The organism is Streptomyces sp. NPDC096152 (assembly GCF_044763235.1).
Taxonomy (GTDB): Bacteria; Actinomycetota; Actinomycetes; order Streptomycetales; family Streptomycetaceae; genus Streptomyces.
This window is the reverse complement of sequence record NZ_JBIWFW010000005.1, coordinates 223,531-238,591: the sequence shown is the minus strand read 5'-3', so window position 1 is coordinate 238,591 and position 15,061 is coordinate 223,531. Positions and strand designations below refer to the sequence as shown.

At 70.2% G+C, this 15,061-nt stretch carries 15 protein-coding genes, 1 tRNA gene and 1 pseudogene; 9 read left to right on the top strand and 8 right to left on the bottom strand.

From position 1 onward, the window contains the following. Positions 1–47: 47 nt before the first annotated feature. Together ACIQ9G_RS18810 and ACIQ9G_RS18805 are read left to right on the top strand one after the other, a co-directional pair. Positions 48–1,694: an FAD-dependent oxidoreductase gene (locus ACIQ9G_RS18810; protein WP_403610530.1), complete on the top strand. Its 1,647-nt coding sequence runs from the start codon at positions 48–50 to the stop codon at positions 1,692–1,694. Next, positions 1,691–1,951, top strand: coding sequence for a hypothetical protein (locus ACIQ9G_RS18805; RefSeq protein WP_403610528.1), 261 nt, complete (start codon positions 1,691–1,693; stop codon positions 1,949–1,951). The genes ACIQ9G_RS18810 and ACIQ9G_RS18805 overlap by 4 nt, the downstream gene beginning before the upstream one ends. A gap of 38 nt (positions 1,952–1,989) precedes the next feature. Here ACIQ9G_RS18805 and ACIQ9G_RS18800 read toward each other — a convergent pair whose 3' ends face one another. Next, complete coding sequence (locus ACIQ9G_RS18800) at positions 1,990–2,334, bottom strand: MerR family transcriptional regulator (RefSeq protein ID WP_403610525.1); 345 nt, start codon at positions 2,332–2,334, stop codon at positions 1,990–1,992. A gap of 638 nt (positions 2,335–2,972) precedes the next feature. On the opposite strand from ACIQ9G_RS18800, the gene ACIQ9G_RS18795 reads away from it, so the two are divergent. Then, complete coding sequence (locus ACIQ9G_RS18795; protein ID WP_403610523.1) at positions 2,973–3,347, top strand: hypothetical protein; 375 nt, start codon at positions 2,973–2,975, stop codon at positions 3,345–3,347. Positions 3,348–3,554: 207 nt separating this feature from the next. On the opposite strand, the gene ACIQ9G_RS18790 is transcribed toward ACIQ9G_RS18795, so the two are convergent. The 4 genes from ACIQ9G_RS18790 to ACIQ9G_RS18775 all read right to left on the bottom strand — a co-directional run bounded on the left by ACIQ9G_RS18790 (position 3,555) and on the right by ACIQ9G_RS18775 (position 7,971). After that, positions 3,555–3,872: a CBS domain-containing protein gene (locus ACIQ9G_RS18790; RefSeq protein ID WP_403611283.1), complete on the bottom strand. Its 318-nt coding sequence runs from the start codon at positions 3,870–3,872 to the stop codon at positions 3,555–3,557. A 132-nt stretch (positions 3,873–4,004) separates the two neighbouring features. Continuing rightward, on the bottom strand, positions 4,005–5,495 hold the full coding sequence (locus ACIQ9G_RS18785; RefSeq protein WP_403610520.1) for a DEAD/DEAH box helicase: 1,491 nt from the start codon (positions 5,493–5,495) through the stop codon (positions 4,005–4,007). Positions 5,496–5,674: 179 nt separating this feature from the next. Then, positions 5,675–5,878: a cold-shock protein gene (locus tag ACIQ9G_RS18780; RefSeq protein ID WP_065963989.1), complete on the bottom strand. Its 204-nt coding sequence runs from the start codon at positions 5,876–5,878 to the stop codon at positions 5,675–5,677. 398 nt (positions 5,879–6,276) lie between these two features. After that, positions 6,277–7,971, bottom strand: a complete 1,695-nt coding sequence (locus ACIQ9G_RS18775; protein ID WP_403610517.1) for an MFS transporter — start codon at positions 7,969–7,971, stop codon at positions 6,277–6,279. A 245-nt stretch (positions 7,972–8,216) separates the two neighbouring features. On the opposite strand from ACIQ9G_RS18775, the gene ACIQ9G_RS18770 reads away from it, so the two are divergent. Further along, positions 8,217–8,357, top strand: a complete 141-nt coding sequence (locus tag ACIQ9G_RS18770) for a hypothetical protein (protein WP_403610515.1) — start codon at positions 8,217–8,219, stop codon at positions 8,355–8,357. A gap of 381 nt (positions 8,358–8,738) precedes the next feature. Here ACIQ9G_RS18770 and ACIQ9G_RS18765 read toward each other — a convergent pair whose 3' ends face one another. Then, positions 8,739–9,944 (bottom strand): cytochrome P450, encoded by a 1,206-nt coding sequence (locus ACIQ9G_RS18765; protein WP_403610513.1) that lies wholly within the window; start codon positions 9,942–9,944, stop codon positions 8,739–8,741. Continuing rightward, a complete protein-coding gene (locus tag ACIQ9G_RS18760; RefSeq protein ID WP_403610511.1) occupies positions 9,941–10,936 on the bottom strand; it encodes a DUF1259 domain-containing protein in 996 nt (331 codons plus the stop codon). The genes ACIQ9G_RS18765 and ACIQ9G_RS18760 overlap by 4 nt, the downstream gene beginning before the upstream one ends. Before the next feature lie 553 nt (positions 10,937–11,489). On the opposite strand from ACIQ9G_RS18760, the gene ACIQ9G_RS18755 reads away from it, so the two are divergent. Then, positions 11,490–11,804, top strand: a complete 315-nt coding sequence (locus ACIQ9G_RS18755) for a hypothetical protein (protein ID WP_403610509.1) — start codon at positions 11,490–11,492, stop codon at positions 11,802–11,804. A gap of 89 nt (positions 11,805–11,893) precedes the next feature. Continuing rightward, a pseudogene (locus ACIQ9G_RS18750) lies at positions 11,894–12,352 on the top strand (tyrosine-type recombinase/integrase); the annotation flags it as partial. Between the two features lie 49 nt (positions 12,353–12,401). On the opposite strand, the gene ACIQ9G_RS18745 reads toward ACIQ9G_RS18750, so the two are convergent. Then, positions 12,402–12,475, bottom strand: a tRNA-Gly gene (locus ACIQ9G_RS18745). 525 nt (positions 12,476–13,000) lie between these two features. Here ACIQ9G_RS18745 and dcd point away from each other — a divergent pair. From dcd to ACIQ9G_RS18730, 3 genes are all read left to right on the top strand, one after another. Beyond that, positions 13,001–13,576 carry a dCTP deaminase gene (gene dcd / locus ACIQ9G_RS18740; RefSeq protein ID WP_403610507.1) on the top strand — a complete coding sequence of 192 codons (576 nt, stop codon included), beginning with the start codon at positions 13,001–13,003 and terminating at the stop codon, positions 13,574–13,576. Positions 13,577–13,587: 11 nt separating this feature from the next. Beyond that, positions 13,588–14,097: a phosphoribosyltransferase gene (locus ACIQ9G_RS18735; protein WP_403610504.1), complete on the top strand. Its 510-nt coding sequence runs from the start codon at positions 13,588–13,590 to the stop codon at positions 14,095–14,097. A gap of 472 nt (positions 14,098–14,569) precedes the next feature. Continuing rightward, complete coding sequence (locus tag ACIQ9G_RS18730; protein WP_403610502.1) at positions 14,570–15,055, top strand: hypothetical protein; 486 nt, start codon at positions 14,570–14,572, stop codon at positions 15,053–15,055. The last annotated feature ends 6 nt before the right edge of the window (positions 15,056–15,061 follow it).

Sequence of the window (15,061 nt, the reverse complement as noted above, 5' to 3'; positions counted from 1 at the left end):
GGGAGCACTTCCCGCCCACGTCCACGGCACCCGGGGACCGTCATGGGGTGGTGCCGTTCATCCCCCAGCAGGCTCAGCCAGGCGCCGCCCACCCGGCCTGGCATGCCCCGGCCGGACTCCCGGCCGCGGAAGCGCTTCCCGCCGAGTCGTTCGACCTGCCGCGCCCCGTGCTGGTCCCGGAGGACGAGCCCGCCCGGATCAGCGTGGACAACAACCGCTGCCACATCTACGGGATATGCCAGCAGGAGGCGCCCGAGGTCTTCCGGATCTCCGAGGGTGGCTCGCTGCACTACACCCGTGCCGTTCCGGCGGAGTTCGCGGCCAATGCGCGTCAGGCCGCGCGATGCTGCCCCATGCAGGCCATCAAGATCGAGGGAGGGCGCACCCGCACCGCCGGTTCCGCTGACGAGAGACGTTCCGGACGTCCCGTGCGCAGTGGTGCGGCAGCGCGTGCGAGCCGCAAACGGATCGTCGTCGCCGGCGCGGGGCTGGCCGGCCTCAGCGCGGCGAGCCGGCTCAGAGAACGCGGCTTCGACGGGGAGCTCGTCATCGTGGGCGAGGAAGCACACCGCCCCTACAGCCGCCCGCCCCTGTCCAAGCAGTTCCTCTCCGGTGAACTCGGGGCGGAGCAGATGACGTTCAGGGCCGAGGAAGGGCTGGACGCCCACTGGTTGCTGGACACCAGGCTGATCGGCCTCGACCTCTACGGGTCGGCCGTGCACCTGCGGGGCGGCGAGCGGCTTCCCTTCGAAGGGCTGGTCGTGGCCACCGGGGTGGACGCCAGGCGCCTTCCCGAAGCCCCGCTCTTCAGCGATCGCATCCGCACGATCCGCACACTGGAGGACGCCGCCGCGGTACGGCGGGCGATGGATGCCGCACACGCCCGCCACGTGGTGATCCTGGGCGGTGGATTCGTCGGCTGCGAACTGGCCTGCACGCTCCGTGGCCGCGGCTTGGACGTCACCCTCGTCGTGCACAGCGCACCGCTGCTGCGCCGGGTCCTCGGTGAGCGGGTCGGCGCCGTGGTCGGTGACATCCAGGGCAGGGCGGGGGTCGACGTACGACTCGGCACACGGATCACCGACTGGCAGGACCACGGTGACCAACTCAGGCTGCGGCTGGACGACGGCGGCCTGATCGATGCGGACTTCGTCGTCCTCGGTCTGGGCAGCGAACCACGCACGGAATGGCTGCGCGACAGCGGACTGGACGTTTCCGACGGCGTGCTGTGCGCTCCTACCTGCCACGCGACCGACCGCTGGGGCCGGCCGGCTCCGCATGTCGTCGCCGCGGGTGACGTGGCCCGCTGGCCCAATCTGCGCTTCGACGCCGAGCCGCGCCGGACGGAGCACCTCATCCACGCCGTGGAGATGGGGCAGCATGCCGCGGACGCGCTGTTGCGCGGCCCGGACCGCTCCGCCCGCTTCGCACCGGTTCCGCGCTTCTGGTCCGAGCAGCACGGCACCCGCATCCAGGCCGTGGGAATCCCCTCTCTCGGAACCGATGTGGAGATCACCGAGGGGTCGCTGCGCTCCGAGCGCTTCGTCGCCCGCTACACCCGTGAGACCACCCACGGCCCGCAGATGGTGGCAGCCGTCGCTTTCGACATGCCCCTGGAACTTCTCGACTACCGCGATCAGATCGGCCGGTCCCGTCCGCGCTCGCGGACCCTGAACAGAAGGAGCAGACGATGAGCCGAGGCGGACGTTCACGTGGCCGCCGCTCGGGGCGTCCACCGTCCGGCGGGCTGCTGCCCTGGGCGCTGAGCCTGCCCGCCCGCCTGCATCTGCGCTGGCTGGTGATCCTCGTCCTGACCGCGGCGGTGATGGGCGCGTACGCCAGGGTGCTGGTCACCGCCGCGCCGATGCCGCCGAGCAAAGCTCCGGCCGTCCCGGCCGCCGCCGGAGACGGCTCCGGCTCCGACGCCCCGAAGGGCTCGACCGGCAAGTAGGAGCCTGCGTACGACGGGACACGGTGGCGCCCGTGTCTTCAGCGGGCCCCCGCACTGCCCGCCGATTCGCCGGTGGCACGGCGGTACTCGGCGTTGATGCGCTGAGCTTCCTCGAGCTGGTCCTCGAGGATGACGATGCGGCAGGCGGCCTCGATCGGGGTCCCCCTGTCGACGAGCTCGCGGGCGCGAGCGGCGATCCGCAGCTGGTAGCGGGAGTACCGGCGATGTCCTCCCTCCGAGCGGAGCGGAGTGATCAGACGGGCCTCACCGATGGCTCGGAGGAAGCCCGGGGTGGTGCCGAGCATCTCGGCTGCCCGGCCCATCGTGTATGCGGGGTAGTCGTCGTCGTCCAGACGATCACCAAGTGGGTTGTCCGCTGTCATGTCACCTCGTTGTGCAACGCGTCGAGGGGCCCTGGTGCCGTACGGCACCAGGGCCCCGAAGGAAATTCAACACCATCTGTCGGCCCTATTGCTGTGCCGACCTTCTGTTTCCGCTACCCGGCCCGGCGGGCGGGGGAGCGGGGATCGCAGCTGCGTGACCGGGGACCACCATCCAATCCGGGGTCTTGCGGTACCCGGGCCGAGTGCTTCTCGGGCCGGGCGATCCTGATGGCGTCTGCTCCTCCGTTCCTCTCTGAACCAACCACTGGATGAACCGATACCACTCTTGGCAGCTCCTCGACGTGCGAGCCGCCCAGTGCGGCTCCCAGTCCCGTCACCGTTCTGGGAACACTTTGGCTTCGAGGCTCGAGAGCCGCACTGACCTGCGTACTTCGTATTCAGTCACCCGCCAGTTCGTGTCTGGCGGGTCTCCTTCGACCGCGTCTACGAGAAGAAGCGTACCCACGCCGGGAGCGAAAGTCTACTTCTGCCAAAGTAGATTTCACCCTTCCGGTGGAGAAGGAACCCTGCCGCGGTCGTCGCTCACCGGCCCGCGGAAGCCGCCTCCTGCCGAGCGCGCAGCCGCTTCAGCCCCGCGGGGGGCGCGCGTAAGGGCGGGCCGCATAAGCTCTGCTGTCATGTCGAACCCTGATGAGCTGCTCGTCGCGATCTCCGCCGCGGTGGAGTCCGAGCGAAGCAATCAGATGTCGCTGACCGTGGTCGTCGGCGGTGCCGTCATCACCGGCCGGCTGGCTCCCGAGGCCGTGTGGAGGGAGCGGGTGGCAGAGGTCCTGAAGGACTCGGACCGTCTCGGTCCGTTCTCGGACGTCTTCACCCGCGGCTCGCGAGGGAACCGGCCCGGTCGCGGCGAGGAGCCCACGCATCTGCACTTCCATCTCGCCCGGATCCTGCAGGGAAGCCTCGGCATCCCGGAGACGGGCGGCATGTACCGAGTCGCGATCAAGGACGTCAGCGCATGGACCGTGGGCGATCTCAGCTACTTCGACCGGTGAGACGCCGGCTTCGCCCCGTTGCCCGGCCGGCGGCTTCCGAGCGGACCGCGACACAGCGGTGGGGGCCCTGCCGACGCGCGTCGGCAGGGCCCCCACCGGGATCCTGAGGGCGGTTTCCCGCCCGTCCTCATACGGCCACGGGTGGTCGGTGTCGCCGAGCAGTGCCGACGCGACCTGGAGTGGAGTGTCTGCCCGGGGCGAGGCGGCTCAGCGCGAGAGGGCCAGTACGCCGGGAGCCCCGCCGTGCTCGCCGACGCCGTCGGGGCGGACGGGCGAGGGCAGCGATCCGTCGAGGACGTCCCGCAGACGGATCCGGTCCGTGTACGTGGAACTGTCGCGGAGAACGGCGAGCCGGACCAGGGTGATCAGAGCCGTGCTCTGGTCGTCCCCATCGCACACGGTGAGGTGCTCGACCCGGGCACTCGCCATGACGGCCAGAGCCACCTCGACGGTCATGTCGTCACATACCCGAGGTCCGTGCCCCTCGATGTCCTCGACCACGGTCACGGGGGCGGGGTCCGTCATGCCGTACTGCGTCCGCGCAGGCGTCAAGGGTGTCTCCTTCGGTAAGGGCCGGTCGGCTTGGTCGCCCTCGCAGGCCCCGGAGGCCACTGTGTCTCCCGGGAGGCCAACGGGGGCTTTGGGGACCGCGTCGGCCTAGGCAGCCGACTCGTCGCCGGGTCGCCGCCGGGCCCCGCGCCCCACCCCCGCACCGACGGGTCGGCCCTGGCCGGTGCGGCCCCGGCGGCCCCTGGACGGCGAGGACGCGCGGCGGGGGCGCTCCACGACCGGTGCGGTGATGACCACCGGGACGCCGGAGGGCGCCTGGGCGCCCGTGATGCGGCTCAACTCCGCCTCGCCCGAGCGGACCGGGGTGATCTGCGGGGTGATGCCGGCCGAGGCCATCAGGCGGCTCATGCCGCGGCGCTGATCGGGGGTGACGAGGGTGACGACGCTGCCGGACTCGCCGGCCCGGGCCGTACGACCGCCACGGTGCAGGTAGTCCTTGTGGTCGCTGGGCGGATCCACGTTGACGACCAGGTCGAGGCTGTCGATGTGGATGCCGCGGGCCGCGACGTTGGTGGCCACCAGGACGGTGACGTGGCCGTCCTTGAACTGCGCCAGGGTCCGGGTGCGCTGCGGCTGGGACCTGCCACCGTGCAGGGCCGCGGCGCGGACACCGCTGTTCAGCAGGTGCCTGGTCAGCCGGTCCACGGCGTGCTTGGTGTCCAGGAACATGATGACCCGGCCGTCCCGGGCCGCGATCTCGGTGGTCGTGCGGTGCTTGTCCGCGTCGTGCACGTGGAGTACGTGGTGCTCCATCGTGGTGACGGCACCGGCCGACGGGTCGACGGAGTGGACCACCGGGTCGGTCAGATAGCGGCGGACCAGCAGGTCCACGTTGCGGTCCAGGGTGGCCGAGAAGAGCATCCGCTGGCCCTCGGGGCGCACCTGGTCGAGCAGGGCGGTGACCTGGGGCATGAAGCCCATGTCGGTCATCTGGTCGGCCTCGTCGAGAACCGTGGTGGCGACGTCGTCGAGCCGGCAGTCGCCGCGGTCGATGAGGTCCTTGAGCCGGCCGGGCGTCGCGACGACCACCTCCGCACCGGCGCGCAGCGCACCGGCCTGCCTGCCGAGGGACATTCCGCCGACGACGGTGGCGAGCCGCAGGCTCACGGAGCGGGCGTAGGGAGCGAGCGCGTCGGTGACCTGCTGGGCCAGTTCACGGGTGGGGACGAGGACCAGGGCCAGTGGCCGGCGCGACTCGGCGCGCCGGCCCGCCGTACGGGCCAGTACCGCGAGGCCGAAGGCGAGGGTCTTGCCCGACCCGGTGCGGCCGCGACCGAGTACGTCACGGCCGGCCAGGGAGTTCGGCAGGGTCGCCGCCTGGATCGGGAACGGCACGGTCACGCCCTCATGGCCGAGCGTGGTCAGCAAGGGCGCCGGCATGGCGAGATCGGCGAACGACTCGACGGCGGGCAACGCGGGCGTGACCGTCTTCGGCGGGGCGAACTCGCCACCCGCGGGCTGTCGGTTTCCGTAACCTTTGGAGCGGCGCGGTGTGCCGGAGCGGCCCGCTGCGGCATTTCCTCCGAAGCGGTCGTATGTGCGATTGGGGCGTGCGCGAGTAGGGCGTGTGCGGTTCATGCGGAACCTCCTCGATGCGGGCGCGTATCAAGGGATTTCCGCAGCAGAATGAGCGGCGCAGAGAATCGCGAGAACGGGCCGGAAATGACAGGGCGGAATCGCCCTGGAAACAAAGCGAGCTGGGGCCCGCACCCCAAGGTGCGGGCCCCAGCTGCGAAGTATGCGTCGGTGTCGGCGCGTCAGGCGGGAACGATGTTCTCGGCCGTCGGGCCCTTCTGGCCCTGCGCGACGTCGAACGACACCTTCTGGCCTTCCAGCAGCTCGCGGAAGCCCTGGGTGGCGATGTTCGAGTAGTGGGCGAAGACGTCGGCGCCGCCGCCGTCCTGCTCGATGAAGCCGAAGCCCTTTTCCGCGTTGAACCACTTCACAGTGCCGGTAGCCATTTGGTTTCTCCTTCGGAGACGGTGTCAGGAACACGCCCTGTGCGCATTCCGTGTCGCCGCGATGCTCAGCCGTCGGAAATCCTTCTGGCAACCACACTCGCAACTGATGACGACAGTAGCACGTCGGTGTCGGCCCTGCGCGGTACGTATTTCCGCACCATCTCTGGTTGCAGGAATGTTTATCGTGCGCCGTGTCGATTTCTGGCGTCGCAACCACAGATATTGGTTCGCGGGGGTGCAGTGTTGCCGGCGAGCGTTTCCGCTCACAGCGCTGTGACCTCCTGGGAAGGTCCGTACGCGGCCGTTGCCGTCATCGCGGGACGGACACCGGCGAGCGTGCCGCGACCCCCGAAGGGAGACGAAGGCCACACGCGCCGAGGACGGCCCACGGACGTACCTCATCGGGTCCGCGGTGCGCGCCTACGGCCCCGTGGGATCCGGGCCGCCACCAGGTATCCCACAGCCGCCAGAGCGGCCATGCATGCGACCCCCAAGGTCAGCGCCCGCTCGCGGGCATAGGCGTTGATGCTGACGACTTCCTGGGAGGCGGCCCCCGCCACCCCCCGTGCCTCGAGTTTCGCGCGGACCGCTTCGTCTGTCGCCGCCGTGACCTGGACCTGCTTTCCGAGCGCCTCCTTCGTCAGCTCTTTCTGCGCCGACGTCAGGACGGGGCTGCCGTCCGCCCCGGACTCGAAGGAGTAGAGCAGCGCCGTGGTCATGACGGCACCCGCCAGCGCCACGCCCAGGGAACTCCCGAGGTAGGTGCCACTGCGCGAGAGCCCCGTCACGTCGCTCACCTCGTCCGGCGGCGCGGCCGACTGGATGAGGTCGGTGACCGTCGTGGCCATGCCCTGCCCCATACCGACGAGGAACAGACCCGGTGCCAGCGCCAGGCCCGTGGCCGTGATCCCCCGGCGCGGGTCGAACAGGGCGGCGACGACGACACAACCGGCGAGGATGAACACGAACGACCACATCTGGGCGGCGCGGTGGGTCATCCGCCGGGCGGCGACGAGCCGTGCGGCCGGCGCGGCGGTCAGCATCAGCCCCAGGGTCGTCGGCAGCAGCGTGATACCGCAGCGGAGCGCGTCGAAGCCCAGGGTCGTCTGCAGGAACACCGGTACGAGGAAGAGCGCGCCGTTGGGCACCAGGTACTGCATCGCCTGGGTCAGTGTGCCGGCCCGGACGGTGCGGTTCCGCAAGACGGACAGCCGCACGAGAGGATCCTTGCCTCGCTCGACCAGATGGCGCTCCCAGACGGCGAACGCAACCAGCACCACCAGCCCGGTACCGGCGAGGACGGGCACGGGCGACAGGCCGCCGCGGTGGAACAGCGTGTGGCCGAGGACCTCGAAATCCTGCCGGGCCCTGAGCAGGCCGTAACGCCCCGCGAGCAGGATGGCGACCACCAGCAGCCCTACTCCGGTGGCGGACAGCAGCGCCCCGGGCACATCGAAAGGCTGCCCGGGGCGCGCGGGCGGCGACTCGGGTTCGGCCGCCCGCCGCATGAGGAGTACGACCGCGACCGTGACCACGGTGCTCATGAGGAACGACACACGCCAGCTGGAGTAGTGGGTGATGAAGCCGCCGAGCAGGGGGCCGGCCGCCGCGCCGATGCCGCCGATCGTGCCCAGCGCCGACAGCGCCCTCGTCCGCGTGGCCCCGGAAAGCGCCTCGGTGAGCAGGGACAGCAGCGCCGGAAGCATCAGTGCGACGCCGATCCCCTGCAGCAGCGACCAGCCGACCAGCATGAACGTGATGTTCGGGGCGAGTGCGGTCACCAGCGTCCCCACCGCGAACACCCCCGCGCCGAAGACGAAGGTGCGCCGGAACCCGCGGCGGGCCCCGATCTTGCTCGCGGCGATCAGGGACGCGGCCACCACGAGGGAGTACAGCGAGATCGCGGACTGCACACCGGTCAGCGTGGTGTGCAGATCCCTGACGATCGCCGACAGCGCCACGTTCATGGCGGTCGAGGTGTACGTCAGCAGCAGGTTCTCCAGGGCGAGGGGAAGGAACAGCGCCCCGAACTCCGGTCCGGGCCCATCGCCGGCCGGTCCGCCGGACCGCCGCTGTCTGTCGCGTCGCCCCACGGTTCCGCCCTGCGTCCGCTCGCGTCTTCCGAGGCAGGCCCGGACCATGCTCCGAGGCCCTGAGCCGACCACGTCGCGGCTTCGCCTGCGGCCCAGCGTGGCACACGGCGTCTGGTCGGCCCTGCCAAGACGCCGCCGAGTCGGGCGTCATCACTCGCCACTCACCCGAGGGTGCACCCGTTCGCGTCGTCGACGCACCGGCTCGCCCACCGCGCCAAGAAGGGCACGCGGAAAGCGCGGCGCTCATGGAGCTGTGCGAGTTCGCTCTTGGCCGGCTTCCGGAACGAAGCGTCGTACTCGTCCGCAACTTCGACTCGGACATCGAAGCCGGCGCCAACACGGGGAGGGGCGCCGGTGAGGAACCGGTCGGCTGGAAGAAGCAGTGAGTCTCGGCGAGCTCATTGGTCCCTCAATGGTGCGGTTGTGGTGCGCGCGCCCTCGACCGTTCTAGACAACGAAAAACCCCCGGTTTCCTGACCTGGGGGTTTCATATGGAGCGGGTGACGAGAATCGAACTCGCGCTCTCAGCTTGGGAAGCTTGGGTCATCTACGGCCGGTTGCGGGGATGACCTGTGGCGGAGTGGCTAGGGCACCTGACCGGCCGGCGACCTGGTCCCCACCATTTGTCCTCACGGCCCGTCTGGCACGGCCGGCCTGAGGGCTTTCCGGCGGGCCGCCGCCGGGCACCGCTCATATCCGCGCCACAGCGCGAGGGCCACTTCCGGGAGCGCCCCGGAAGTGGCCCACCGTTCGCGGTGCGGGCGTGTCTACCAGGCCACCGGCAGCTCCAGCGGGAAGCGCCGGATCGTCTTCGTGTCCCAGCGCAGCTTCTCCGGTGGCACCGCGAGCCGCAGTCCGGGGAACCTCTCCATGAGCCGTCCGATGGCCACTTCGAGCTCGGCCATGGCCAGCGGCATGGCGATGCACCGGTGTCCGCCCCAGCCGAAGGTCATGTGCGGGGCCGTGGGCCGGTCCGGGTCGATGAGGTCCGGGTCCTGGTAGCGCTCCTGGTCGCGGTTGGCCGTCAGGTAGGACACGTGGACGAAGTCGCCGGCCCGGATGTGGGCGCCGTCCAGTTCGACGTCCTCCAGGGCCACCCGGGGGATGCCCACGCCCTTGCGGAACGGGATGCAGCGGAGCATCTCGTGCAGGACGTCGGTGAGGCTGTCGGGGCGCCGCCTGAGCCGGTCCATCAGCTCGGGTCGCGTCAGGAGCAGGTAGGTGATGTCGCTGATCTGGCAGGTCGCCGTGTCCTGGCCGCTGAGCGCCAGCCCCATCGTCATGACCGCCAGTTCCCGGTCGTCGAGCTGTTCCTCGCCGTCCCGGGCCGCGGCCATCACGCTGATCAGGTCGGGACCGGGCGTGCAGCGGCGCTGCTCGACGAGCTTGGCGAAGTAGGCCGTCAGATCGGCCTTGGCGCTCGCGGCGGCCTCCTGGTTCTCCTCGCCGACGACGAGGAGCTGGTACAGGGACTCCTGGATGCGGGGCCACTCCCCTCGTTCGATGCCCAGGAGGTCCAGGACGGTGTGCTGGGGCAGCGGGTCGGAGAGGTGCCGGACCAGATCGGCCGGCGGGCCCTGCTCCTCCATCTCGTCCAGCAGGTCGTCCGCGAGCCGGACGACCCGGGGCCGCATCGCCTCGACCTGCTGCTGGGTGAACGCCTGCGAGGCCAGGTGGCGGACGCGGTTGCTCTGCGGCGGGTCCATCACGTTGATCGACTCCGGCGAGACGATGGGCTCCGGCGTCATCCGCGGATAGTCCCGACCGATGATGCCCGCCCTGCTGAAGCGCTGGTCGGTCGTCACCTGCTTGACGGACTCGAAACGTGTGATCAGCCAGGCGTCCGCGTCGCCGTAGGCCAGCCGGATGCGGGCCGGGGAGCCGCGGCGCATGAGGTCCGCGAGTGCGGGGTCGAACTCCAGGGCTTCGCTGTGGTCGAACGGGCAGGTGATCGGCTCGTCGTCCGCGGTCATGAGCTGGTTCCTCCGGGCATGGGGACGACGTCGGTGGTGTCCACGGCTCGGCGCACGGCCATGGCGAGCGCGACGGCGTCGCCGACGGCCCAGTAGTGGACGAAGAACAGGCGCGGCTCGTCGGTCAGGTGGTGGTGGTGCAGCTCGACCAGTTCGATGCCGCCCCGCCGCAGGGCCACGAGCGCGGGCTGGACCTCGCCGGCGGTCATCACCAGGTCACCGCTGACGGCCGCCCTGCCCCCGCCCAGCGGCTGGAAGTTGACGGAAGTGGTGGAGCCGAGCCCCGGGGGCAGGATCAGATGACCGTCGGCGACGGTCTCGCGGCGCACGTAGGTGGACTTGTAGACCACGCCGTCGGGGACACCCTTGACGCCCATGGCGGCGTCGATGGCGGCGGTGTCCAGGTCGACCCGCGGCGCGGGGGCGGCCGGTTCGGCGGGCGGAGTGCCGGTGCGGTCGAACGCGGCGCGCAGGCCGCGGGCGACGGCGACCGGATCGTGCCCGTGGGCGTGCACGTGGAGCCACCAGACGTCCGGCTCGTGGGCGAGCAGGTGCTTGTGGATCGCGGTCTGCATGATGTCGTGCTGCTGCAGGACGTCGGTGACGCACTGCAGTTCGTCCTCGGTGAGCACGACGTCGCCCATCAGGAGCGTGCTGCCGTCGGCGTACCGGACGAAGGACACGTGCGTACCCAGGGCGAGCGCGGGGTCGATCCGGACGCCGTGGGAGAACACTTCGAGGTCCCCGCGCGGCATACCCGTGTGGTACATGAACCGCCGCATGTCACCGGGCCGGCCCAGCGCCCTGCCCACGTCCGCCCAGTCCGCCGGCGTGGTCATCACCGGCGCCACCTGGGCGCGGCCGTGCGGCCCTGACAGGGCCCGGGCGCCGGGGACCCCGGTGAGAACGGGGGCCACCACCGCCGCGGTCAGCAGGTTGCGCCGGGACGGGACGAACGGGGGGCGGGTGCGGTGTGATCGGTCGTCAACCATGTCGTATGCCTCCTGGCCCGATCGAAGCACGCGAAAGCGCGCAGACCGGCGCCCCGCACCGGCACACCTCGCCAGGTGGGCTAATGGGCCACCGCACAGCCGCTGTCCACACCTCGAACCCGCCTGGTGCCCCATCTGCACCTGTCAGCACGCCACGTGGTCGGCATAGCGACTTTGGCCGGGAGTTTCAATGACCGAGTCAAGGCTGTGGCCGCCCTCCACCGGTGAGGGCGGCACCTCGTCCCGGGGGTCGTCTGTGCCTGAGCCGACGAAAGTCAGCCACGACGGTGGGCATGCCGACTGATCAGGTGAGTCCGGCGGCATCCTCGCCGGTCCCGTCATCCGACGGGCGTGGCGCAGCGCGCGTAAGGCCGTACTGCCCCCACACGTCTTCGAGTCGCCCACCAGCCTGTCCTGGACTCTGCTCGGCTCTCACGCGGTGCTCTGAGCCGCTGTCCTGGTGCACAGGCGGGGAAGCCTATGGACGGGCGGGGCGGCGGGTGCCATGATCACGCTGGCGTCCGGCGTGGGCCTGGCGCGCAGGGGAGGGATCATGAAGCTCTACCTCGCCATACCTCTTGTTCTGCTGGCGTTGCTCATCGCCGCCTCCGGCGTGGCGGCGGTTGCCCGTGGCTGGGTGCTCCCCATGAACCGTCGCCACGTTCGCGGCCCTCACCTCTATGGCTGGGGCCAGCTGGTGGTGGCCTTCGCGCTGTGCTGGCAGGCGGTCTTCGGGCTGGTGATCAGCGACTCGGATACCCGGCCGTGGGGCACCCTGACCGGCAGCGTGATTCTGTTGGTCGGCATCATCGTAATGGCGCTGGGCCAGCTCGCGGGTGGTAATCGAGAGGGCAACGGCACGCCTTAGCCGCCCACTTCCTTAACCAACAACCCTCCCCAGTTCCTGTCCCGTACGCCGTCGACCCACACGCCATGGACCGCGTCTGCTCGGCTCTGCCTGGGTCGATGGCGAAGTCCGAGGCGGGGACGCGGACTGTGATTCTTCCCGCGTTCCTGCGGCGGGAGCTCCGCTGGCACCTGGAGTCCTACGCCGACCCTGGCCCCGATGGGCTGATCTTCGTGGGGGAGAAGGGGGCGCCTTTCCGGCGGAGCACGTTCGGACGGAGGTGGCGCAGGGCGCGGGAGATCGTCGGCGTGCCCGAGGGCTTCCGGTTCTACGATCTCCGGCACACTGGGCACACACTGTCCACGCGGTCCGGCGCCACGCTCAAGGACACTATGGTGCGAGCCGGGCAGTCTTCGGAGAAGGCGGCGCTGATCTATCAGCACTCCGACGACGAGCGACAGGAAGAGGTCGCAGCCGGCCTCGACGCCACCGTCCGGAAGGCTCGGGCTGAGGCAGCGAAGAAGGCGGCCGACGAGTCTTCTGGCACGAATCTGGCACGCGGCGAGTGATCACAGCGGACAGCAAAAAGGCCCGGGTCTCTGACCTGGGCCTTCTTCGTGGAGCGGGTGACGAGAATCGAACTCGCGCTCTCAGCTTGGGAAGCTGATGTTCTACCATTAAACTACACCCGCGTAAGACGCCGAGATCGCCCCGGTGTCGAATGCTCGCCCACTGTACCCCATGCGTGGCCCCCGGTGCTCGAGCCGAGGGGCCTGAGTGCGTTTCAGGGGGGTGGGAGGTGTGGTGACGGGGCGGCGGGGTACCGGAGTTGGGGCGTACGGTGGTCCGGGGAGCAGGGGCCGGGTGGGGTCGGAGTGCCGCCTGGAGCGTCGTCTCTTCCATCCCGTAATGTGCCTTTTGTCGTCAGGTGGCAGCAGCCCGACGCGGCTCTGGGGAAGGGACTCTAGGACTTGATGGAGCGCACCGTCGTCCGTTGTGCCGATGGGCACGTGTTCAGCACCGCTTCGTTCCCGATGCAGAAGGCCGAGCGGCTCGGCCCCGGCCGGCTCATGCGCTGTCCGGGGTGTTCCCGGCTCCGCAGTGTCGTGCCGGTGAGCTTGGAGAGGCGGTAGGGCACGCAGCAGAGCGGCTGATCACAGGCGCGTGGGGCCGGTCACGATTGTGGCCGCTCCGCGCGCCTTGCGTATCCTCGGGGCGTGCTTCTCTCAGACAAGGACATCCGGGCCGAGATCGACGCCGGCCGGGTGCGGATCGATCCCTACGACGAATCCATGGTGCAGCCGTCGAGCATCGACGTGCGACTCGACCGCTACTTCCGGGTGTTCGAGAACCACCGCTACCCCCACATCGACCCCTCCGTCGAGCAGCCGGACCTCACCCGGCTCGTCGAGCCGGAGGGCGACGAGCCGTTCATCCTGCATCCGGGGGAGTTCGTCCTCGCCTCGACGTACGAGGTCATCTCGCTGCCCGACGACCTCGCCTCGCGGCTCGAGGGCAAGAGCTCGCTCGGGCGGCTCGGGCTGGTCACCCACTCCACCGCCGGCTTCATCGACCCCGGTTTCTCCGGGCACGTGACGCTGGAGCTGTCGAACCTCGCCACCCTTCCGATCAAGCTCTGGCCCGGTATGAAGATCGGCCAGCTGTGCATGTTCCGGCTGAGCTCGCCCGCCGAGTTCCCCTACGGCAGCGAACGCTACGGGTCCCGGTACCAGGGCCAGCGCGGGCCGACCCCCTCCCGGTCCTACCTCAATTTCCACCGGACGCAGGTGTGAGCGACACGGGCATGAGCGACATACGGGAGAACCTCAGCTACGAGCAGTTCGGCGTCGCCGTCCGCGAGCTCGCGCAGACCATCGCCGACGACGGGTACCAGCCCGACATCGTCCTGACGATCGCCCGCGGCGGCGTCTTCGTGGCGGGCGGGCTCGCCTACGCCCTCGACTGCAAGAACATCCACCTGGTGAACGTGGAGTTCTACACCGGGGTCGGCACCACGCTGGAGATGCCCGTCATGCTCGCGCCCGTCCCCAACGCCATCGACTTCTCCGACAAGAAAGTCCTGATCACCGACGACGTCGCCGACACCGGCAAGACGCTCAAGCTGGTCCGTGACTTCTGCCTCGACACCGTCGCCGAGGTGCGCAGCGCCGTCGTCTACGAGAAGTCCCAGTCGCTGGTGAAGTGCGAGTACGTGTGGAAGCGCACGGACGAGTGGATCAACTTCCCGTGGAGTGTTTTGCCTCCTGTGCACAAGTCGGGTGAGGCGCCGAAGGAGAACAAGGAAGCCCTCTGAGCCGCGGATCTGCCCGCGTCGGCCCTCGACGCGGGCTGTTTCCTCGCTCGCCGGGTCGCCGGGTCGCCGGGTCGCCGGGTCGCCGCGTCGCCGCGTCGCCGGCCCGGTGACCGGCACCGGGCTGCGACGGGGGCGCCCTGGCGATGCCTACGCCGGCGGCAGGCCGACGCCGCGACCACGGACCTCCAGAACGACCGCGGTACCGGCCACGGATCGGTCCTCGTGCATGGTGATCACCTGGCCGGGCTCCAGGTCCCATCTCGCACCGTGATGTCGTTCTCGGTGGCCACGCCCTCGGGCACCAGCAGGCGCGCGGCTTCCAGCAGTCGCGGGACATCCATGCACCGATTCTCCAGGCCGACCGCTCCACGCTTTGCGAAGCCCGGGTGATCCAAGGGCTTGAGTCCTGGTGATCTGCGGTGCGAGGGTCCCCCAGCAGCGCGGTGTCCGACAGTCGGCAGGGGGCCCACACATGCCTGTCCTGGGAGTGCTCGTCGTGCTGCTGTGCTTCGCCGTCGGGACGATGCTGGTGCGGCGCGGTCTGCGCGGTCGGCGTCTCGACGAAGACGTCCCGGTCGGCGACGACGACGATGACGACAATGACGACGGGGCCGCGCGGGGCGGTTACCTGATCGGCGTGGTGCCCGGGGCGCCCACGATGACGCTGGCGGAGCGGATCGGCTCCATGCGGGCGGAGAGTCTGTCGGTCTCCGTCCCCCACCAGGAACTGCTGCCCGGCGGGAACTACCTGCTGGGCGGCCCCGGGGAACCGACCTGCGAGGTGGTCCGGATCGCGGCGGGAGAGCCGATGCCGCCGGGTGAGCCCCTGCGTGTGCGGCGGGGGAGATTCGGGACCATCGCGTCCACCCATGCGGCAGGTACGCCGGTCACTCCGGTCACCGCTGAGTACATCGAGGACTGGGCGCAGTGGATCCCCGCGGCCGCCCCACCCCCGTGACCGCGT